General features: G+C 39.6%; 26 protein-coding genes. 11 read left to right on the top strand and 15 right to left on the bottom strand.

Annotated elements, in window-relative coordinates; translation table 11 throughout:
- Positions 1-13: 13 nt before the first annotated feature.
- The gene (locus tag V7K25_RS12050) at positions 14-343 is read right to left on the bottom strand and encodes an EamA family transporter (protein ID WP_335158165.1); all 330 of its coding nucleotides are present in this window, start codon (positions 341-343) and stop codon (positions 14-16) included.
- Positions 344-373: 30 nt separating this feature from the next.
- A complete protein-coding gene (locus V7K25_RS12045; RefSeq protein ID WP_335158147.1) occupies positions 374-787 on the bottom strand; it encodes an EamA family transporter in 414 nt (137 codons plus the stop codon).
- 357 nt (positions 788-1,144) lie between these two features.
- Between V7K25_RS12045 and V7K25_RS12040 the strand changes: the two genes are divergently transcribed.
- Complete coding sequence (locus V7K25_RS12040; protein ID WP_335158145.1) at positions 1,145-1,309, top strand: hypothetical protein; 165 nt, start codon at positions 1,145-1,147, stop codon at positions 1,307-1,309.
- Positions 1,310-3,309: 2,000 nt separating this feature from the next.
- Here the strand turns inward: V7K25_RS12040 and V7K25_RS12035 are convergent.
- A complete protein-coding gene (locus V7K25_RS12035) occupies positions 3,310-3,564 on the bottom strand; it encodes a hypothetical protein (RefSeq protein ID WP_335158143.1) in 255 nt (84 codons plus the stop codon).
- Between the two features lie 687 nt (positions 3,565-4,251).
- Here V7K25_RS12035 and V7K25_RS12030 point away from each other — a divergent pair.
- The 4 genes from V7K25_RS12030 (at position 4,252) to V7K25_RS12015 (ending at position 7,757) form a co-directional block, all read left to right on the top strand.
- Positions 4,252-6,411: a Tex family protein gene (locus V7K25_RS12030; protein WP_335158141.1), complete on the top strand. Its 2,160-nt coding sequence runs from the start codon at positions 4,252-4,254 to the stop codon at positions 6,409-6,411.
- Positions 6,412-6,424: 13 nt separating this feature from the next.
- On the top strand, positions 6,425-6,766 hold the full coding sequence (locus V7K25_RS12025; protein ID WP_335158139.1) for a 2Fe-2S iron-sulfur cluster-binding protein: 342 nt from the start codon (positions 6,425-6,427) through the stop codon (positions 6,764-6,766).
- A 276-nt stretch (positions 6,767-7,042) separates the two neighbouring features.
- A complete protein-coding gene (locus tag V7K25_RS12020; protein ID WP_335158137.1) occupies positions 7,043-7,438 on the top strand; it encodes a phage holin family protein in 396 nt (131 codons plus the stop codon).
- 127 nt (positions 7,439-7,565) lie between these two features.
- Complete coding sequence (locus tag V7K25_RS12015; RefSeq protein ID WP_335158135.1) at positions 7,566-7,757, top strand: YqaE/Pmp3 family membrane protein; 192 nt, start codon at positions 7,566-7,568, stop codon at positions 7,755-7,757.
- Between the two features lie 517 nt (positions 7,758-8,274).
- On the opposite strand, the gene V7K25_RS12010 is transcribed toward V7K25_RS12015, so the two are convergent.
- A complete protein-coding gene (locus tag V7K25_RS12010; RefSeq protein WP_335158133.1) occupies positions 8,275-9,075 on the bottom strand; it encodes a histidine kinase in 801 nt (266 codons plus the stop codon).
- A 187-nt stretch (positions 9,076-9,262) separates the two neighbouring features.
- Here V7K25_RS12010 and V7K25_RS12005 point away from each other — a divergent pair, with 187 nt between their 5' ends.
- From V7K25_RS12005 to V7K25_RS11995, 3 genes are all read left to right on the top strand, one after another.
- Positions 9,263-9,487: a hypothetical protein gene (locus tag V7K25_RS12005; protein WP_335158131.1), complete on the top strand. Its 225-nt coding sequence runs from the start codon at positions 9,263-9,265 to the stop codon at positions 9,485-9,487.
- A gap of 55 nt (positions 9,488-9,542) precedes the next feature.
- Positions 9,543-9,878 (top strand): cytochrome c6 PetJ, encoded by a 336-nt coding sequence (gene petJ / locus V7K25_RS12000; protein ID WP_335158129.1) that lies wholly within the window; start codon positions 9,543-9,545, stop codon positions 9,876-9,878.
- Positions 9,879-10,073: 195 nt separating this feature from the next.
- A complete protein-coding gene (locus tag V7K25_RS11995; RefSeq protein WP_335158127.1) occupies positions 10,074-11,093 on the top strand; it encodes an aldo/keto reductase in 1,020 nt (339 codons plus the stop codon).
- Between the two features lie 117 nt (positions 11,094-11,210).
- On the opposite strand, the gene V7K25_RS11990 is transcribed toward V7K25_RS11995, so the two are convergent.
- Both V7K25_RS11990 and V7K25_RS11985 read right to left on the bottom strand, forming a co-directional pair.
- Positions 11,211-11,324 (bottom strand): DUF433 domain-containing protein, encoded by a 114-nt coding sequence (locus V7K25_RS11990; RefSeq protein ID WP_335158125.1) that lies wholly within the window; start codon positions 11,322-11,324, stop codon positions 11,211-11,213.
- 166 nt (positions 11,325-11,490) lie between these two features.
- On the bottom strand, positions 11,491-11,964 hold the full coding sequence (locus tag V7K25_RS11985; protein ID WP_335158123.1) for a DUF4385 domain-containing protein: 474 nt from the start codon (positions 11,962-11,964) through the stop codon (positions 11,491-11,493).
- A gap of 75 nt (positions 11,965-12,039) precedes the next feature.
- Here V7K25_RS11985 and V7K25_RS11980 point away from each other — a divergent pair, with 75 nt between their 5' ends.
- Positions 12,040-12,507, top strand: coding sequence for a VOC family protein (locus V7K25_RS11980; RefSeq protein ID WP_335158121.1), 468 nt, complete (start codon positions 12,040-12,042; stop codon positions 12,505-12,507).
- A gap of 28 nt (positions 12,508-12,535) precedes the next feature.
- A complete protein-coding gene (locus tag V7K25_RS11975; protein ID WP_335158119.1) occupies positions 12,536-12,832 on the top strand; it encodes a hypothetical protein in 297 nt (98 codons plus the stop codon).
- 396 nt (positions 12,833-13,228) lie between these two features.
- On the opposite strand, the gene V7K25_RS11970 is transcribed toward V7K25_RS11975, so the two are convergent.
- The 9 genes from V7K25_RS11970 to V7K25_RS11930 all read right to left on the bottom strand — a co-directional run bounded on the left by V7K25_RS11970 (position 13,229) and on the right by V7K25_RS11930 (position 18,699).
- Entirely contained in the window at positions 13,229-14,503 is a 1,275-nt protein-coding gene (locus V7K25_RS11970; RefSeq protein ID WP_335158163.1) for a ribulose bisphosphate carboxylase small subunit, read from the bottom strand.
- A gap of 91 nt (positions 14,504-14,594) precedes the next feature.
- Complete coding sequence (locus V7K25_RS11965) at positions 14,595-14,849, bottom strand: type II toxin-antitoxin system VapC family toxin (protein WP_335158117.1); 255 nt, start codon at positions 14,847-14,849, stop codon at positions 14,595-14,597.
- Positions 14,850-14,852: 3 nt separating this feature from the next.
- Positions 14,853-14,975 carry a hypothetical protein gene (locus tag V7K25_RS11960; RefSeq protein ID WP_335158115.1) on the bottom strand — a complete coding sequence of 41 codons (123 nt, stop codon included), beginning with the start codon at positions 14,973-14,975 and terminating at the stop codon, positions 14,853-14,855.
- Positions 14,972-15,199 carry a type II toxin-antitoxin system Phd/YefM family antitoxin gene (locus V7K25_RS11955; RefSeq protein WP_335158113.1) on the bottom strand — a complete coding sequence of 76 codons (228 nt, stop codon included), beginning with the start codon at positions 15,197-15,199 and terminating at the stop codon, positions 14,972-14,974. Before V7K25_RS11955 ends, V7K25_RS11960 begins: the two co-directional genes overlap by 4 nt.
- A complete protein-coding gene (locus tag V7K25_RS11950; protein ID WP_335158111.1) occupies positions 15,177-15,512 on the bottom strand; it encodes a hypothetical protein in 336 nt (111 codons plus the stop codon). Before V7K25_RS11950 ends, V7K25_RS11955 begins: the two co-directional genes overlap by 23 nt.
- Before the next feature lie 64 nt (positions 15,513-15,576).
- Positions 15,577-16,197, bottom strand: a complete 621-nt coding sequence (locus V7K25_RS11945; protein WP_335158109.1) for a GDSL-type esterase/lipase family protein — start codon at positions 16,195-16,197, stop codon at positions 15,577-15,579.
- A 176-nt stretch (positions 16,198-16,373) separates the two neighbouring features.
- Positions 16,374-16,712, bottom strand: a complete 339-nt coding sequence (locus V7K25_RS11940) for a ribulose bisphosphate carboxylase small subunit (RefSeq protein WP_094327886.1) — start codon at positions 16,710-16,712, stop codon at positions 16,374-16,376.
- A gap of 48 nt (positions 16,713-16,760) precedes the next feature.
- Entirely contained in the window at positions 16,761-17,168 is a 408-nt protein-coding gene (gene rcbX / locus V7K25_RS11935; RefSeq protein WP_335158107.1) for a RuBisCO chaperone RbcX, read from the bottom strand.
- A 100-nt stretch (positions 17,169-17,268) separates the two neighbouring features.
- Positions 17,269-18,699, bottom strand: coding sequence for a form I ribulose bisphosphate carboxylase large subunit (locus tag V7K25_RS11930; protein ID WP_334836511.1), 1,431 nt, complete (start codon positions 18,697-18,699; stop codon positions 17,269-17,271).
- 813 nt (positions 18,700-19,512) lie between these two features.
- Between V7K25_RS11930 and V7K25_RS11925 the strand changes: the two genes are divergently transcribed.
- A partial coding sequence (locus V7K25_RS11925) for a ligand-binding sensor domain-containing protein (RefSeq protein ID WP_335158105.1) occupies positions 19,513-20,516 on the top strand: 1,004 nt, incomplete at its 3' end.

Genomic DNA, 20,516 nt, shown 5'->3' with positions numbered 1-20,516 from the left:
TACTTTTTAGCTATCAATTTACAACAAGAACTACACCACTTATAATAATGGAAATTCCTAACCACTGGCTAAATACAACCTGCTCTTTTAGAAGATAGTGAGAAGCAATTGGTACAAATGCATACATTAATCCTAAAACTGGAAATGCTTGGCTCAGAGGAATTGTCTGCAATACATAAAGCCACAATATAGTCATAAATGTATAGCAAACAAACCAAATCCAAAAATAACGAGACAATAACAGATTTTGGATAGATGCGCTTGCTCCCTTAGTATGGCTAGAAATGTGAAGTCCATACTTTAGTGATAGGTTCGCTGTTGTTCCGAATAAAACCACGAGCATTAAGACTAGCCAAGTAATGATGTTCATTTTTCAATCTTCTTGATGAGATTTGCTATACATTGATGTAGATTTTTTCAGGGGGATAACTACTAAAAGAACACCCACAAAAATAGTGATTACTCCTGCTATTCTAGTAAGTGTAATCTCTTCATTAAAAAAATAGTATGAACCAAAAAATATGCCGACATAGTTTAAACTAGTCAGTGGATATGCAATACTCAATTTTACAGAGCGAAGAGCCAATATCCAATTTATTACTCCCAAGCAATAAACGCTAATAGCTAATACTAATTTTTGAATAAATACCCAATTAAATAATCCCTCATTTGTATGGCTCATAGTATGCTTCATCAGCAATTGACCAGAAATACTAAATAAGATACTGATAAACAATATAATATAAGGAATTATTTTAATATTTGAAGCTTGCGAGATAGGTTTCACAGTACATTTGCCTCAATCGAGATATTAGGTATGAATCGAACAGTAAATAATATCATAGTTTTAAACAGTTTCATATTTCGGTCATACCTTATGTGCAATTCAATTTTCACTTCAGTAAATAGACAACAAAATTAGGAAAACTATGTTGAAGTGACTGATATCAAAATTATCATCTAAGCTCATGTCCAAGAGTTAGCAACTAAATACTATACAGCTTATAGGAAAGTTGCTGTATTATGGCAACGCCCGAATATTATTGGAATAGAGTATGCTAGACTTGCTTGTTGCCTTACACTTCCAGACATAACAGTTTCCTTGCTTGACAAGTAGCACAAAATAAATTTAGGCTTTGCCCAATTGGGAATTGCAGATGTCTTCCGTATCAGCCAGTTATGTTTCCAGACTAGTTTTAGTGCGATGGCGTATCCGCCCGCCGTAGGCGATCGCAATATCTATGTCATAGTAGATGCAGATATAGGGAACACTGAGTGCTCTGCCACAAATATTGTTGACAAAGTTTAGCAGTGAGACATCGCTTATGCTGAACTCGCATTCGGACTGTATGTTCAATAGATGGAGTTAAGCGAGTAAAAATGGATTCCTGGAATTTTTTATTAATCCATTCATTAACTTTCATCAATTGTATCCTGCTATAGAAACCTTGTTGAAGACACTACTCAACTTCTAAAGCCGTTAACTTATGCATCAAAACTAAGCTGGATTGATAAATGTTCTTAATTCTCTCCAGGAAGTGTTTATTAGTTCTCCGACATGCCATAGAATTTATCCAGGCTTACACACATATCTGCAACCTCGACCGGAAACTAAGCCGATTCATAAAAATTTGTACTCAAAAATAGTGTGTATACGTACTCTTTTTGGACATAGGAACACAATCGTTAAAAAAAATCTGCCTGAGAGCGAAAACCATCTATAGATAACTATACAGTCATGCGCCTTACATGTTTTTGGAGAATTTTATTGCATGTAAGAATGGAGCTTTTGACGACACCAAGGAGCAATGTAAACTAGCGTTTGGCGAGCAACTCGCAGCTTACTTATGTTGAGTTAAGTGGATTTGAGATGTTTTTACATTATCTTAGTAATAGTGCTGTTTAATTGTTTTTAACTATATGTAATTTTAACTAGAGGTTTATCTCAAAATTTATTTCTACATATAATTACTTACTAGAATACCATGAGAAAACAATGTTGCAAATTTATCGCCACACTTCATCAAAAATTCATTTTAGAAAAATATACCTAAACAGAAACTTTATAAAATTTACATTTTCCTCTTGATGAATATTTACTTTTAATAATTTCTATATTTGTATACCACTTTCTGATTAATAAAGTTGCAGAAGTAGCGATTCAGTATCAGATTCTTAAAGTGCAAAGCTAAGAGCTTGAGAAAGCAGAATTGAAACTTGAACACTAGTCCAAGTACTCATATTTAGTATAAAAACACACTTAATTCCAAGCTCGTAGATATTAATTAATAATCTGAATCGTTTTTTATTTATCTATGAGAATCTTCAAATTCAGATATCTTAAACAAAACTTATTTTAGGGTTAACTTAGACAGCAAATAAGGCTTAAGTCCCTATTTCTGAATTTTTTTAGGAAGGTGGATTTAGGGACTTCCAAGAAATAAATTATCCAAATAAACGAACCACAGAGACACAGAGAACACAGAGGAATAAGGAGGAGAGAGTTTTTTCGCCAGTTTTTTGAGTATTTTTTTATTTGGAAGTCCCTTAATAAAGTACAAAACTCTCACCCCCAACCCTTCAATACTACCGTGTAGACACAAGTCGGGTCTGGAATCAAATGGACAGAAAAGAACGGAAAATTATTTTTAAAATCCTTGAATTTCCGTTATACCTCTATCAATAATCTGGCATTATTAAATCAGTAAACAGTCAACATTTATCAGTTATCACGGTAACAGTGTGGGAATTTGACGCTAACTGAAACACACAATTTGTCAGTTGTGGGGAGTCTGACTCTCAATTGACTTGCAACCCACTGATAACTGATGATAATCAGCTTGACTAACTCAAAACCTTACCCAACAAGGCTTGTATCTCAGCAGGGAAGGATTTTAAGACTTGTGTATACACTTTAGCTTCTTACTAAGAGACTGACAAATAAAAAAATATCCAATTATTTATTGTGGGGTAGGCGATACGAGCCTTCCACAAGTAGTAGTAATTTATTTATTGCAAGTCTCCAAGCAGAGAGGAGACTTTGACTGTCGTCAAAGGCGGGTAAGGTTAAAAACCACATTTGGATGTTATTTAATTTATATTTCTATCAAACTTTATATTTGCTACTTAGTGGTAGTTGGTCTTAGGGACTTCCAAGAAATAAATTATTCCAAGAAACGAACCACAGAGACAAGGCAGCGCGGTCTTGGGGGTTTCCCCCATGAGCGACTGCCGCGCAGAGAACGCAGAGAGAAGAAATAGAGAGAGTTTTTGCCTCAGTTTTGGAACATTTTTTTATTTGGAAGTCCCTTATTTAGTTTCCCTAAATTGTTTTCCTTTGCTTTGAGTTTGTTTTGACTCGTTTTCCTGCAAAAGTCTGTTGGTAATAATTAAGACAATGATTAACAATCCAAACTGAATTTGCCAGGGTGCTAATACTAAACTGAAAATAAAGCTAATAGCTGCAAATACACCTGCAATATATGCAATTTCATCGCTACTCTTTTTAAATAAGTAGCCAGTGGCTAAAGCAGTACACAGTGGGAACAAGAAAAACAAAGCCATTTTACTAACTTCTGAAGTATAAGTTGTTGTGCTTATAAAACAAATTAAACTTGTTTTTTGGAATTGTGGTTAATTTTACATCCAATAAGGTTTTAACCACAACAGCCTATTGAAATAAATATTATAGAAAATAAAGATTAGGCAACGTCATATTTTACACCAATTGAAATAATTCTTGCGACATAAGAAGCGCCTAAAAGCTTGACGAATAACTCCTTCTTCTGTGGCCGATAGTGAGCCAAGCTCGCTTTAAGGGAGATTAAGAAACTTTACGCATAGCTTGTTGAGGAGTTCACAATCTCTTCCGGTGACATCCTGACCCAGGATAGCTGCGTTATGGTATACAAACTCTTGTATACCCACACGGATACAAAGGCTTTAAAACTTGCTTAGGTAGGTTTTGTCTATTTCGCCAATTGCACTCTTGTGAGCAATCATCTGGTAAATTAGCTTAAAACTTTGGCCTTGCGCCACAATCAGAATTTAATACAGCGCGGCGTAAATCAAGCTACCATTTTAAACAAGCAAAAGCCTTGATATACAAAACTTTTGACTTTTGACTTTTGAGAGCTAGTTGCAACAAGAGTGGCTCGCCGCCCAACGCACTGGCTTCTTTTGACTTCTGCCTTGCGGTACTGCATATTACCTTTAGAAGTAGCATTTTCATTTTTTCCTTTTAGACACTCAATGCTGAACATTCCTCAATTACTGGCAACAGAAATAAATCTCAAACCCCATCAGGTGCAAAACGCGCTGGAACTTTTGGCGGAGGGTGCAACAATTCCCTTTATTGCACGTTATCGTAAAGAGCGCACTGATGAGATGAATGAAGTGCAACTACGTGAACTGGCTGATCGATATACTTATTTAACAGAACTGGAAGAACGAAAATCTGTGATTTTAAGTGCGATCGCCCAACAAGGTAAACTCACAGATGAACTCAAAACCAAAATCTCATCCTGCTTACAAAAAACCGAACTTGAGGATTTATATTTACCCTATCGCCCAAAACGACGCACACGCGCCACTATCGCCAGAGAAAAAGGACTCGAACCACTGGCGGAATTCATCAAGTCATTAAATGTAAAAAATGCTGCAACAGCTTCTCTAGAAGAAGAAGGGGCTAAGTATATTTCTGAAGCCAAGGGGATAAAAACAGTAGAAGAGGCACTTAAAGGTGCGGCTGATATTTTAGCGGAAGAAGTCGCTGAAAAAGCGGAATTACGCGCATATATCCGCGATTATCTTCTCGAAGAAGGGGTCTTTGTCTCCCGCATCAAAGATGATTATCCTGAAGGTACAACCAAATTTGAGATGTACCGTAACTATCAAATTAGGGTAAAAAATATTGCACCCCACAATATGCTGGCGTTGTGTCGGGGTGAAACGGAGAAAGTATTAAGCTTTGAAATTGCTTTTGATGAAGATACGGTACTTTACTATCTTGAGTCAAAAGAAATTAAAACCAAAGTTCGGGCAATTCGGGATTTTTATCAGGCGATGTTGAAGGATGCATTCAACCGTTTGATGAAAGTCTCTCTAATGGGAGAGGTAATTTCTGAGAATAAAGTCTATGCGGACATGGAATCAATCAAGACATTTGAAACTAATCTGCGAGAGTTGCTGCTATCTGCACCAGCCGGAATGAAACCCACCTTGGCGATAGACCCCGGATTTAGAACTGGGTGTAAAGTTGCTGTCCTCGACCAAACCGGGAAATTTTTAGAATACCAAGCGGTTTTTCCCCACCAAGCTGCTGAACAACGCGCTAAAGCTGCACAAACTGTCAAAAATCTGCTTGAAAAGTACAAGATTGAGTTAATCGCCATTGGTAACGGTACAGCGTCCCGCGAGACAGAGGAGTTTGTCACGCAAGTATTACAAACCATAGAACGCAAACCAGTTAAGGTGATGGTGAATGAATCTGGCGCATCTATATATTCTGCAAGTAAAGTAGCGCTAGAAGAATTTCCCGATTTAGATATTACCGTGCGCGGTGCGATTAGCATCGGCCGCCGTTTGCAAGACCCTCTAGCGGAACTTGTGAAAATCGATCCCAAATCTATTGGTGTGGGACAATATCAGCACGATGTCGATCAGAAGTTATTGAAAAAGAAATTGGATGAGACTGTAGAAAGCTGCGTTAACTACGTCGGCGTAGACTTGAACATGGCCTCCAAAGAACTTCTGACTTCCGTCTCTGGGATTACGGCAACAGTTGCCAATAACATTGTCGCCTATCGGAACCAGAATGGAGCCTTTAAAAATCGCCGACAACTTTTGAAAGTTCCGAAGCTGGGGCCAAAAGCCTTTGAACAGGCGGCGGGTTTTCTGCGGATTCGCGGCGGTGATAACCCATTGGATAATACAGCAGTGCATCCAGAAAGTTATTCTGTAGTAGAAGCGATCGCATCTGATCTAAATGTGCCATTAAATCAGGTGACACAAATTGCCGAAAAACTTAAAAAAACCAACTTGAAGAAATATGTTACCGATAGCGTTGGCGAACCCACACTGCGCGATATCCTCAGCGAACTAGAAAAACCAGGTAGAGATCCCCGTGCAGAATTTAAGTATGCCACCTTCAGAGAAGGAATTAAGGAAATCAGGGACTTAAAGGTAGGAATGGAACTAGAGGGAATGATTACAAATGTCGCCAACTTCGGCGCGTTTGTTGATATCGGCGTACATCAAGATGGCTTGGTGCATATATCCCAACTTGCTGATAGATTTGTAGACGATCCCAACAAAGTTGTCAAAGTCGGACAAGTAGTCAAAGTGCAGGTGCTAGAAATCAACGAGAAACTGAAGCGGATTAGTTTGTCGATGAAAGCAGTTAAACAATAATTACAAATAGCAGATGGCAGTTTATCAAGTTCAATTCATCAATCCTACACTTGGATTAAATCGCACTATTTCAGTACCAGACGATCAATATATTCTGGATATGGCAGAAGATGCTGGTATTCGCCTACCATCCGGGTGTAAACAAGGCGAATGTTCTGCCTGTGTCGCCAAACTGATTAGCGGTGAAGTCGATCAAAGTGAGCAAAAATTTCTCCGCCCAAGTGAAGTACAGGCTGGTTATGTTGTTACTTGTGTAACTTACCCTTTATCTAATTGCACTTTAGAAACCCATCAAGAACAAATCTTGTATAAATCAGCTCTTTACTATCAGCCTGAGTCTGGAAAATCTAAGTGATTGACATATTAATCAGTTAAGAATATTCGTAGGTAGGGTTGTAGGTAGTGAAAACCGACAAAACTGTGAAAAATGTTGTGTTTCATTCCTCAACCAAACCTACCTCGGAGTACTTTCTGAAGTAAAATTTACGTAGTATTCAAACCGCTATTTTTTTCTTAATGATCGGCCTAACGGTAGAAGCAAATTCTACCTTGCAAGAGAGGTTAAAACCTAGCAGATAGTTGAAGATGAGATAAGAAGTTACAAAAAATCTTTAGTGATTAGGTAAGAAAAATGTTAACACCATTATTAACCGCCCTAGCTACAGCTTTGAGCCTGTTGATTGTTGATTTAGTTGTTCCAGGCGTTAATATTGCTAACTTTCCCGCAGCTATGATTGCTGCTTTAGTAATTGGTCTAATTAACGGTTCAGTTAAACCAGTTTTGTCTGCTCTTTCTCTACCACTTAACTTTCTATCATTTGGAGCATTTTCGCTCGTCGTCAACGGTTTGTGTTTCTGGTTAGCAGCAGTGCTAGTTCCTGGGTTCGCAGTTCGCGGAATTATTGGTTTCCTTCTTGGGCCAGTGATTCTAACTTTTGCTAACACCTTCATTAACAACTACTTTGTTGAAAGAAACCTGTTAACAGGCAGTGGCGAAAAAACCCAAGGTGAATTACCTTCTAGATAAGTATTATTAAGGAGTAGAAATACCAGTTTTCTCACATCTCTACTCCAAATAAAATATCCGAAGGTGGATTTCCTAATTCGGTATCTTCAGCAGAATGTAATTAAAGAAAATCACATAGGGCAAAATCATGAAATTAGTTCGTTTTGTTTTAGGTTTGTTAGTGCCTCCTTTAGGCGTTTTCCTGACAGTTGGAATTGGCCCAACTCTGTTTATTAACATCTTGCTCACAGTTCTAGGTTGGCTACCCGGTAGTATTCATGCAATTTGGGTTATTGCCAAGCATGATGAACAACTGAATAGAGAAGGAAATATTTACTAATACGCAAGATAAATTTTAAGGAATGTTAAGTAGAGTGCGTTATGGCTAAACCCATACGCACCATTTTTTTCTATAACCACAGAGGTGCAGAGAACACCGAGAAAAGAAAGAAATGTTAACTCAACTGTATTGAGTTATATCGTGTCCGCTTAAAGACTTATCATTAAGACCGCAGGGGACAGGGAGCAGAGGGAAAGAGGGTTTTCCGATTTTTGCATAGATGTGGTAACTGTAACTAATTAACCGGACATGATATTATAAGTTATTCAAAATTTAACTTGCATATAGGAATTATATTTAATTTATTTCTGAGAAAATACTAGTAGTCTTGTAGAGTGTGTTAGCAGAGCATAACGCACCACAAGCTAGGAATAGTGCCGTACTTTGTGCGCTAACCCACCCTACGAAAGCTGAGTTTTTAATAATAATTATACAAATACGTTAGTAGGGTCACGGCAATGCCATGTCCCTACTAAAATTCTATATGTATGAGGGTTTTTGTCAAAAGCAGTCTAATCTATTTATGAATAGTCTCCCGCTCTTTATTAGCAGGTTCCTTATCTTTGAATAAGTCAGCTGCCGTTAAGAGTAACTCTCTCAACGTTTGTTTAATTTGGCGCTCTTTTCTTGCTAGAGATGTACCAGCTTCACCCAGTTTATCTTCAAGCTGCGATCGCTTCTGTTCTACCTGCACAGCCATAGATTCTGCTTGAGGACGAGCTTTATCGTACCAGTGTTTAGCCTCGTCTAGATAATCTTGAACTTCCATATTACGTCCGCCATAGCGTGCAGCTAAGTTAGCTCGGACAATCGCTAGCTGCGCTTGCAGTTGCGCGTAACGTTTCTTTAACAATCCTGCTTCTTCACTATCTTTAAGGGCATTGATAGCAGAATCAATTGCAGTTTTAGTACTAGCAGGTTTTTCCTTACCTGTCTCTTCAATCTCTGCCAAAATTACATCAACCTCTTGCTGGAGTTGTTCTTCTTCACCATCTAGTTGAGCCTGTAGCCGTTTTATATCTGTCTGAGTTTTAGCAATGCTTTCATGTCTTTTGCTATTAATCCCTTCTAGCGCTCCTTCAATAGAAGCTGTCACTTCATCTTTAAGTTCGCCACCTTTTTCTTGGAAGTTTTCAATTACAGCAGAAACGGCATCTTTAACAAGATTACGAAGTTCACTAGAGCCTTGCTTAAACTCAGAACCTACTTGAGAAACTGCGGATTTTACAATTTCCCGAATCCGCTCAGTTCTTAATTGTCCAGTTTCTTTAGCTTGTTGCAGGTCTGCTTGAATTTGTTGTTTGATATTGTTAGGCATTTTCAACTCTTAGGGTTTAACTATTTTGGATAATATTTTCTAGACATGTTCCCATATCCACATTATGACGTAGCCTAAAAAGGCTGGGCACTTCCTTTAGATAGAAAATAATAACCCGAAAGAGGTGATGGTAGCATGTTGCCCATTCGTGAGATGATTAATTGTTGGTAGTAATTGAGATGCAAATATGTGGCGAGTAAATATTACTTGTTCAGTCGATGCCTGGAAGCTCTATGGTACTGAATTTAAAGCGATCGCAGAAAAATATCAAGGTGAATTAATTGGTTCCAAAAAAATGCCAGATGGGACGCGCATCATGTCTTATAAAATTGAAGATGTTAGCGATGCCGAAGCCTTTCAAGAAGATTGTGCAAATTTTGCTGGATTTACAACTGACTTTGAATCCTTGTAGTATTACTTCTGATACTAATCCCTGTAATCAGTATGTCCAAATTGGGAGAAGTTAATTGAAAAGACTACTTACGTTAGTATTAGTAACATTTTTGTTATTAATCAACACTTTTACTTTACCTGCTAGTGCAGCAAACACAGTTAACGGTGAAGAAATATTTAGTGTTCATTGTGCTGGTTGTCATATCAACGGCAGCAACATCATCAGGCGAGGTAAAAATCTCAAAAAGCAAGCGCTGAAAAAATATGGTATGGATTCAATAGAGGCAGTTACATCTATAGTTACCAATGGTAAAAATAATATGTCAGCCTACAAAGAACGTCTCACTGAACAGCAAATTCAAGATGTTGCTGCTTATGTTCTCGAACAAGCTGAAAAAGACTGGCGTTAGGAGAGACGCGATTAATCGCGTCTGTACAAAAGTTAGGAGTTAAGAGTTAAGATTTAAGAGTTATTGATTATCGCTGTTATAAATGGTTCTTAAGAAAGTATAAAGGCTAAGAATCTTGTAATAAGATGCTTACGAACTAATTCTTCATTCCTCTCACTCATAACTCCTCACTCATCACTCCTCCTAAACTTGAAAATGAACTTACCCACAGCTAGTCGTCTCCAATTCACTCCTGATTTGAACATTTGCCGCATATTAAATGGGATGTGGCAAGTCTCCGGCGCACACGGACAGATCAATCCTCAAGCCGCTATTGAGACTATGTTTAAATATGTAGATGCAGGCTTCACTACTTGGGATTTAGCAGACCACTATGGCCCCGCAGAAGACTTTATTGGTGAGTTTCGCTGTCAACTAATTGACACTCGTGGTAAAGATGCTTTATCCCAGGTGCAAGCTTTTACAAAATGGGTGCCCCGTCCAGGCAAAATGACGAAAAAACTGGTCGAGGAAAATATTGATATCTCCCTGAGAAGGATGAATGTACAATCGTTAGATTTGATGCAATTCCACTGGTGGGAATATCAGGATAAAAATTACCTAGATGCCCTCAAATATATGGCAGAACTTCAGACTGAGGGTAAAATTAAGCATCTAGGTTTAACTAATTTTGACACGGAAAACTTAAAGCTTATTACCGAATCAGGAATCAAAATTGTTTCTAACCAAGTGCAATTTTCCCTTGTTGACCGCCGTCCCGAAGTTAATATGGTGCAGTTTTGTCAACAGCATGACATAAAGCTTTTTACTTACGGTACACTGTGCGGCGGTTTGTTATCAGAAAACTATTTGGGTAAACCGGAACCGCAAGGTTTTGATTTGTCCACTGCTAGTTTGAAAAAATATAAAAATATGATCGATGCTTGGGGTGGTTGGCGATTATTTCAAGAGTTGCTGGCTATCCTGAAGGAAATTGCTAATAAGCATGGGGTAAGCATTTCTAACGTAGCAGTGCGTTACATTTTAGATCAGCCAACTGTGGGAGGTGTGATAGTTGGTGCAAAACTTGGTGTATCTGAACATATAGAAGATAACGCCAAAGTATTTAGTTTTAGTTTAGATGCTGACGATCGCGATCACATCAATGCAGTATCTCGCCAATCACGCGATTTATACCAACTCATCGGCGATTGCGGCGACGAATATCGGCGATAATTATTGGGAAAAAGGGTAGATAATACGGTGAAGGTTATTGTGAAATCTACCCCTGCAAACCATGCCGATTTGGGTGTCTGTGTTCAATCAGACACCCCTTTTTCTTTAACATCTAGTCTAACCCCAGATAGAAGCGAACACTGCTCTTAGTACTTTTGAGTTAAGAGTAGGATAATCTTCTAAAACTTTTTGTTCTGTCCATCCCGCAGCCAATAAACCCAATAAGCTCACTTGGATAAAACGGAGCTGACAGCAGTTAAGAACTTAAGAACTCAGAGTATTTTCACATTTTTGATCGCTTCAGCTTCCAAGTCTAACGAGGTTCATTTACGAAGCTCAGAAGTTCATTCACCTAACGCACTCTTTGAAAGCTGCTCAATTGAAAGTTAATAGTGTTTTATTCTACCTCATACGTCTGCTTATGCTTGGCTAAAAGCTCTTGATATTTCTCATTTGTCTTTGCTTGTACCCACTTGGCTTTAAATATTGCTGCTGATTCTGCTTTAACTGGGTCAACTTCATAAGGAAGAATTTCTTTTTTGGAATTTGAAGTTTCGGAATTTTGTTTATACTTCCTGCCGCTTTTATGATTAGCATAACGGCGAGAGCGAGTATAGCCCATTTGAATAAATTTCCGTGCCATATCCGCACCAATAAAATCATCTTTCTCTAAATAATCAAGAAACATCTCGTATATTTTCTCACTTGACTCTCTAGCAATATCAGGAGTTTTGAACCGCCAGTAAGGAAGAATTTCTGATTTGTATGGTTCAATCAAAAGTACACCCTGCTCACCTTTACCCACACGATAGAGTTCAGGATGTTGGCGAAAATCAATATTTTTAAAGTCTAAAGAATAATCAAAAGCCATGATAGATTTTTATTAGGAATAATAAACTTAAAAAAAAAGTTCAACTTCTATCTAAGTATTGAGATTTTATTGATTATGCTATCTAGCACCCAATCCGTAAAAAGTGTCCTTGCGCCAGGAAATCTGCGTAAAGTGCATCATATTGCCCTCAACGTCCAAGATATGCAAGCTTCCCGCTACTTTTATGGCACTATCTTGGGTTTGCATGAACTTACAGGCGACGAAGTACCCGCAACTCTGGTGGAACTTGTCGCATCTGGGAAAGTAGCCAACTTTATCACCCCAGATGGTACAATTCTGGATTTATTTGGAGAACCAGAATTATCACCACCAGATCCCAATCCAGAAAAGACTTTCACCAGAGCCTACCATCTAGCCTTTGACATTGAGCCGCAGTTATTTGATCGCGCGGTGACAGTGATCAGAGAAAATAAAATAGCGATCGCACATGGCCCAGTCACTCGTCCTACTGGTAGAGGAGTGTATTTTTACGATCCAGATGGCTTTATGATTGAAATTCGTTGCGATCCAGAAGCTAGTTAACTTAAGGGTAATAACCAGAGTATCTACTATGACCGCGAAAATCACGCAAATATTTAAACTAATTGAAGACACAATCACAAAACCGCCAATTCCACATGAACCATACAAGCAATCATTGAAAGCCTGGGCGATGTATTGTTTACGAGACAAAGGTTTTATAGTCGTTTATGCTCAAAATGCCGACTTTGCTATTGAAACAAAAGGCGCAGAAAAGCTATATTTCAAAGTTTCAAATAGCCCCGATGATTTAGATAATTCCCTTAGCTGGATTGTTTGGGATAGTGCAACAAAAAGCGCCAGCCTCATTCCCAAAAAAATAGAGTGATACCAAAATATTCATCAAATGTTTTCCTGATTCTTTAACTATTCTGGTTCCTGAATTCTAACTAACTATCTTTCTTCCCCAGTCAATTACTGCACAAATATTTGATCCTCTGGCGAATTTAATCCCAAGGTTAAGCATGATTTTATGATCTGGCAAGAAGTCTTACTTTATTATGCCTTGATGCATATTTTTATTATCATGTACCGCCTAAGCCTCATTCTGTCAAAAACTCGCTATGTAGCGCTTCTGGGTTGAGTTCAATACAGATATAACCCCCTTCTCAAAGCGGGAAGGAGGTTAGGTCTATTTGTATACCTGTACATAACCGGATTGAAAATGACTATAGACTATAGTCATTAGTTTGTCTGCCCACTTTCTTTTACCAATGACTAATGACTAATTTTTTCCATTCGGACGTTGAATAATCGTCTCCACCACCCGGCGCTTGGCTTTTGGATCAATACCTACCAAGCGCACGTACTCACCACTATATTCTGTCAGAGTTGATTCCAAATTTGAGATTGCATCAGACTCGGCATCAATGTGGCTATGAACACAAGTTTGCCAAGCACCTGTGCGGAAGCGGCGTTCATCTACGTGTTCAATGCTAATTTTGTAACCTTGAGATAATAATTGCCTAATTTGAGCTTGTGTATCTAGGGTTAAATGGGTACTCGATGCTTGCTGTTTCTGGAATCCATTAATTTTTACTTCTTGAGTTGCACCATTGCTTGACGGTTGATTAATTGGTGTTACAGCAGCAGGTGGTGCAGATTGAGAATTTCTACCTCGATTGAGTCGGTTGTAATCATCAACCAAATGGGAATTTTCCACTCGTTTTTGTTCACCAACGAGGAAGTTACCAGACTCGATTAAATGAGACAGTCTGAAATCTGGTTTTCTAAATTCTGGTGGCCCTTTAACGCTGTTAACGATATTCAAGGATACTTGCTCAAAACCTACTTGATGGATGTAGTTGCGGATTTGTTCGTCATAAATGCGCGATCGCAAAGCGCTAAAAAAGTCAATGGACTGATTGACAAAAGTATCAACTAGCTGTTCAACTTCCTTCTGCGAAAGTCCATCCGCTTCAAAAATCCCCTTGACAATTCCCACCTTGTCGTCTCTGTCTGGTTCCCAGTAAAATTTCTCCATCCGTCCATCCCGAATTAACGGTGCATAGAGAGTGGAAAAATCATTACCTGTGACAATAATTGGTACACGATGTAAAGGCGTGGAATCATAGCTTCCAGGTAACTGTACATCTGTGGGATTATCAGCAATATTCATGAGTGTGGCATTCACCAACTGCGTATTTACAGTATATTGAGTGCCTTCATCAAAGCGTCCAGCCCCCGCATCTAAATCGTTAATCATCAGTACACACATTTTGCCGCGTACTTTGATTAGTTCTGCTGTTTCCCGATAACGCAGCCGAATCAACCGTGCTGGATCTCCTGCATCTGGACTTTCCAATTCGCCGCCAGATATGTTAGTCACCTCGATACCCATTTTCTCGAAGACTAATTGACATTGAAATGTTTTGCCTTCTCCTTTGCGTCCGTGAATACCTAAAATCACGGGGACTCGCACACCAGGAAGCTTTAGAAAGTTTTTGGTGATGTGGACAGCTAATTTGTCCAGAAAGCGGGGAGCGATGTAATAACCCATAAAATTATCTTTGCCTAGCACTGCTTAAAGTAATGTTAAGTTTTTTTGGTGATGACTGTTTATTTATCTTTTGGTAGAAAAGCAACGCTAGCTACCACACACGTCTTATTGGATATGCATCAAAAATTTTATCGGCACTCAGTAAAGGTATATTTTCCACGAGTGCTTGTGCAATTAAAATTCGGTCGAATGGGTCACGATGATGTAAGGGTAGTGTGGCAACAACAGTAATATGATTTATAGTAATTGGCAGTAATTCAATACCATTCCTAATTATTTGCTGTTCGATAAACTCATCAAAAGCCAAACCAAAGTTGAGTTTACCAATGCTGTGCTTGATTGCCATTTCCTAAACACTAGCAATACTCAGTAGATTTTCATTATTTTCAATTTGCGATCGCATACTAACGCTGATTTTTGGATCACCCATCACAAACCAAATAAAAGTATGAGTGTCCAGTAGTTGCCTCATTCCATGTATTCCTTAAAATCTTCTAGTGGTTCATCAAAGTCATCAGACATTGTTACAAGTCCTTTGGCACTACCATACTTAGGACGGTGTTTAAGTGGCGACACAGGAGTTAACTTCACCAAAGGTTGATTATCTTTGATAATAATAATTTCCTCACCTCCGAGTGCTGCTTCAATTAAGTCGGGTAAATTTTTAGATGCTTCAGTTAGAGGAATATGCTGCATATATTTTTTTTCCGATAATTTCAAAACTGGGAATTGCTTGCTTATCGACATCAAAAATGCAAAATTCTTTCAACCCTCGCTCAGTTGGTTGCCAACCTTGCTCCAAAGCTAGCAAGATAACTGAACGTACTACAGAAGGAATAATCAAAGGAATAACCATCAATCGATAAGGAAATATTGTAGCCAATCGTTGTCCTGTCTGGGGTTCACGTACAACAATCAACTTTATGTAACCGCTATCGGGTTTAACAGTCCAACGGTAGGTTATATTATTCACCGTAATCGGCCTTGTTCCCTTTTTTGGCCATGCCATGCAACTATTTCCCCTTTTTTTATAGGATAACTTAGGGCGATCGCTATTTGCCCCTTGCTAAACTTTAGGGAAACCAATTTAACCAAGCATCCCAATTTTCCACAATTTTTGCAAATTCTGCATAACCTCCTGCTTTAGGATGAGCGCCATCATTAGCTCTTGCTTCATCTATCCAGATACTTGATTTTTCTAATATCGGGAAAACATCTAAGTATGGGATATTTAATTCATTACAAACCAAATGAAACTGTTTAGATAAATCAATATTTCTGTTCCTTCTTTGACTATCTTCTTGTCCTGCGTATGGTGCTGGGCCAATCATCAAAACAGGATATAACTTTTGAGCTTCACTTAAAATTTCATGGGCATTTTTGATAGAATCGGTCAAATCCACACGAGTTTTACCATTTTCTAATGTTGTGTCATTCAATCCAAAAGAAAACACAACTCTGCCATCATATTCTTTAGGTAATCGCAGTGATACTTCGTGTAACCAACGCTTTGATATATCAGTACTCGTATCACGCCTAATTCCTAAATTATAGTAAGTAATGTCATAACCTTTTTTATTAGCATTAGCACATACTCTCCCTGTCCAACCAAGACATTCTGAGTCGCCAGTACCATTAACAAAAGAGTCACCAACAAAGCAAATTCTTACTTCCGGCAGATGCTGTAATTTCATTTATTACACTTAAAAAAAGCAGAGGTTTATGCAAAGGAACATTGAGTTATTCTCTGCGTTACTCTGCGTTTTCCTTTGCGTCCCTCTGCGTTTAAAAACAAACCTAGTAAATAGGAGAGGCAGATAATTCCACCTCTCCTATGGAGATAAGCTAATTACTTAGAGCAACGCTTGCTTTAGTATCTGTTAGCTTTGTTAGGTTTGTGAACAAGAAAGCTGAGAATTTGGCACTGCTTGATGTTGTCAAAACCCACAACACGGATATAGCTGGTGTTGAATTGAGAACGGCATCCTTGAACTTCGCTCAATACTTCTTGAGTGGATTTAGCACCGAACAAAGGTAGCTTCCACATTGTCCAATATAATTCTGTTGGCTCAGAAGTTTCGTTAAACTCGATCGCTGGAATGTAACCTTGATTTAAAATGTACTGGATCTGCTTGGCAATTTGAGCATCAGTCAGGGGTGGCAGATAAGAAAGGGTTTCGTAACGACGCTCTTTTGGTAAAGTTTGCATAGCTTTTTGATAATGGGTTGCGATTTTTGACTACTTAGGTTGAGCGAACTAATTGGATAAGTTATCCAAATTCGGATCTGAAGTTGCTTGCTGTTCTGGTTGCAGACTGGGGCTAGATGTGTCTATTCGTGTGATGCGTTCTAAATGCTGACGACGCTGTTCCATATTGGCTTGCTGAATGCCAGTGTGAACCATTTCCGGTAAAAATTCGATTATTTCTTCCGCAATGTGTTCTCTGACAGTCATGATTCGCAAAGCCAAATCTGGTTTTTCTCGCAACAGTTGTTCAATGTATGATTCACCATCCTGAATTTTGCCAGCAGAAAAGTTATGCAGCCAAAGTTCTAATGGAGGATTCGTTTCGCCTAGCTGTGCCAATACTGTCCTTAGAGCCTGATAAGTCAGATAGCTTTGGAGAGTTTTGGCTGTGTCCTTCGCAATTTGCTTAAGATTCATGCTTGACCCCAGCCCTAAAGAGTTATGAGTTATGAGTTATGAGTTATGAATTAATGCAAATCCTAACTCTTAACTCTTAACTCTTAACTGTTAACTCAGATCAGACGGTATCCATTGCTTCAAACTCGAACTTGATTTCTTTCCACAGTTCGCAAGCAACAGCTAGTTCAGGAGACCACTTGGCAGCTTCGCGGATGATATCGTTACCTTCACGAGCCAAGTTGCGGCCTTCGTTACGAGCTTGAACAACGGCTTCCAAGGCGACGCGGTTAGCGGTTGCACCAGGAGCGTTACCCCAAGGGTGTCCCAGAGTACCACCACCAAATTGTAGTACGGAGTCATCACCAAAGATTTCTACCAGGGCGGGCATGTGCCATACGTGGATACCACCAGAAGCAACTGCCATTACACCAGGTAGAGAAGCCCAGTCTTGGGTAAAGTAAATACCACGAGACTTGTCTTGCTCAATGTAGTTTTCACGCAACAGGTCAACGAAGCCCATTGTGATGCCGCGCTCACCTTCCAACTTACCAACTACTGTACCGGTGTGGATGTGATCGCCACCAGACAAACGTAGGGCTTTAGCCAATACACGGAAGTGGATACCGTGGTTCTTTTGACGGTCAATTACAGCGTGCATAGCACGGTGAATGTGCAGCAAGATACCGTTATCACGGCACCAACGAGACAATGTGGTGTTGGCGGTGAAACCTGCGGTGAGGTAGTCATGCATGATGATGGGCATTTTGAGTTCTTTTGCGTACTCAGCCCGCTTCAGCATTTCTTCACAGGTAGGAGCGGTAACGTTTAGGTAGTGACCTTTAATTTCACCGGTTTCTGCTTGAGCTTTGTTGATAGCTTCAGCTACGAACAAGAAGCGATCGCGCCATCTTTGGAATGGTGCGGAGTTGATGTTTTCGTCGTCTTTGGTGAAGTCCAAACCACCGCGTAAGCACTCGTATACAGCGCGTCCGTAGTTCTTAGCAGAAAGACCCAATTTGGGCTTAATGGTACAACCCAGCAAAGGACGACCGTATTTGTTTAACTTGTCGCGCTCAACTTGGATACCGTGAGGAGGCCCTTGGAAGGTCTTGATGTAAGCTACTGGAAAGCGAATATCTTCTAGACGCAGTGCCCGCAGAGCTTTGAAACCAAATACGTTACCTACAATTGAGGTCAAAACGTTGGTTACAGAGCCTTCTTCAAACAAGTCCAGAGGATAGGCAACGTAGCAGATGTACTGGTTGTCTTCACCGGGAACTGGTTCGATATCGTAGCAACGACCTTTGTAGCGATCGAGGTCGGTGAGCAAGTCTGTCCACACAGTTGTCCAAGTACCTGTGGAAGACTCAGCCGCTACAGCCGCACCTGCTTCTTCGGGAGGAACACCAGGCTGGGGTGTCATGCGGAACGCAGCTAGAAGATCGGTATCTTTTGGTGTGTAATCGGGTGTGTAATAAGTTAGTCTGTAATCTTTAACCCCGGCTTGATACCCAGACTTGCTCTGAGTCTTCGTTTGAGCGTAAGACATATTTTATCCTTCCCTGAAATCACTCTTGTTAATTATCAAATCACGTTTTGTACAACTTCCCCTCACCCGATTTTTTCCCCCTACATCGGGGAAAAGAACGGTAAAAATTTTTGTTAAGGGTTGTTTTTGGCAAAGGGTAGCAGTTTTTTTGCGGCTGACACTTTGGTAGCGGTGGTAGCCCTCCTCACCAGTGTTCTCCCCTTCTAGGGGTACACGACCTAGCGCTTCTACTGTTCCCTCTTCTTACGAATCAAAATTCTTTTTTACCTCTTCTTCGCACCTAACTAAACCTTCTCAATTTCACCAAAACTTCCGCTTTTGCGGCTTGATTTAGATAATTTCCCTACAAATCGGGGTATTCAGGGGATTGGGCTGGCTGGCACACATTCCCGCCTCTACACTCCTTATATCTTTTCCGTTGATGGAAAAGATACCAGAAAAGAATTTACTTGACAGAGATTTAGCAGAGTCGTGAGCGTAAAGATAAAAAATTGCACACCACGTAATTTGTAACTTATTCCACAATATATCAATAATTCGATAAGTTATTCTTTGAAAGTTTTTAACTTATATATTTAATTTTGTTATTACAGAAAAATTTAACATTTTGTTACAGATGCTTTACAAGGTGTCATCAATGGTATCTAAAGATTGAGGTATAGGAACTGGGTGTTGGGTTATTACGTAATGAGAAAGTATTTCTAAATATTTATTTCCTAAATTCCCTAGTCCCTAGTCTCCAATCCTCAATGTTTAAAAAATCCCGACTAGGGGAACACTGGAACTAACCCAAAGCCAGTTTAGGTAACGGGTATGGGTACTGTCTCCAAAGGAAATGTCACCGTGGTATTGTTTTGCAAGCGTACTAGCTTATTGACTACTTCTGTCTTGCTGGGGTTGATAGCTTTGCCAAGTATAGGATGGGCACAAAAAACCCCTGATATTAATTCATCTGATCTAACTCCTGCTTACCCATCTTCTGCACCGCCACCGCGAGTAGAACCTTTGCCCGACCAGCGAGGAGTGCAAGAAAATTCGCCAAAAACTGATTATCGTGTCGGTAACTTACTAGGAGATATTACTGGCAATCTTTGGGTAGGTTCTTGGCGGGGACTATCGCGGATTGATCCTAAAACCGGCAAGATTATTTCTCGTGTTAGTTTAGCTAATGTTGCCATTGGTGCTTTAGCCCAAGACAAAGTAGGACGTTTGTGGGTAGGAAGTTATGATGGACTGTTCCGAGTAGACCCCCGTACTAGCGAAATTACCGCGCAGAACTTATTTTTGCCTTCTAAACGGGTGTTGTCATTGTTAGTTGACAAACGGGGTTATTTGTGGACTGGAACCGATAGCGGTTTAGCCCTAATTAGTCCCGATCAAGGCTTGATTATGACAACATTAAAAAATCTGCCTGGTGTCAGCGCCAATACACTGACTTTAGATGCTGAAGGTCAACTGTGGGTTGGCACTCTTGATGGATTGGTACGGATAAATACTGCTAGTGCTGCGATTATGAAGCGGATAGCCGATTTACCAGGGACGACTGTCCAAGCTTTAGCTATCAGTCCAGAAGGATTAATTTGGGCAGGAATGCCAAATAATTTACTAGTTATTAACCCAAAAACTGGTGCAGTACTGCGGTCTGTAACTCGCCTGCGTGGACGTGACGTAACGGCAGTACGTTTTGCTAAAGATGGTAGTGTCTGGGTTGGGACTAACAATGGTTTGTTACGATTAAATCCAAATACAGGAGCTGTGTTAGATGCAGAAGTTGCTGGACTTCCTTCTAGTCGGGTTCTTGCCCTTGCACCTGACAT

The organism is Nostoc sp. (assembly GCF_036919495.1).
Lineage (GTDB): Bacteria > Cyanobacteriota > Cyanobacteriia > Cyanobacteriales > Nostocaceae > Nostoc.
The sequence above is the reverse complement of the archived record's forward strand: the minus strand, read 5'-3'. Positions and strand labels throughout refer to the sequence as shown.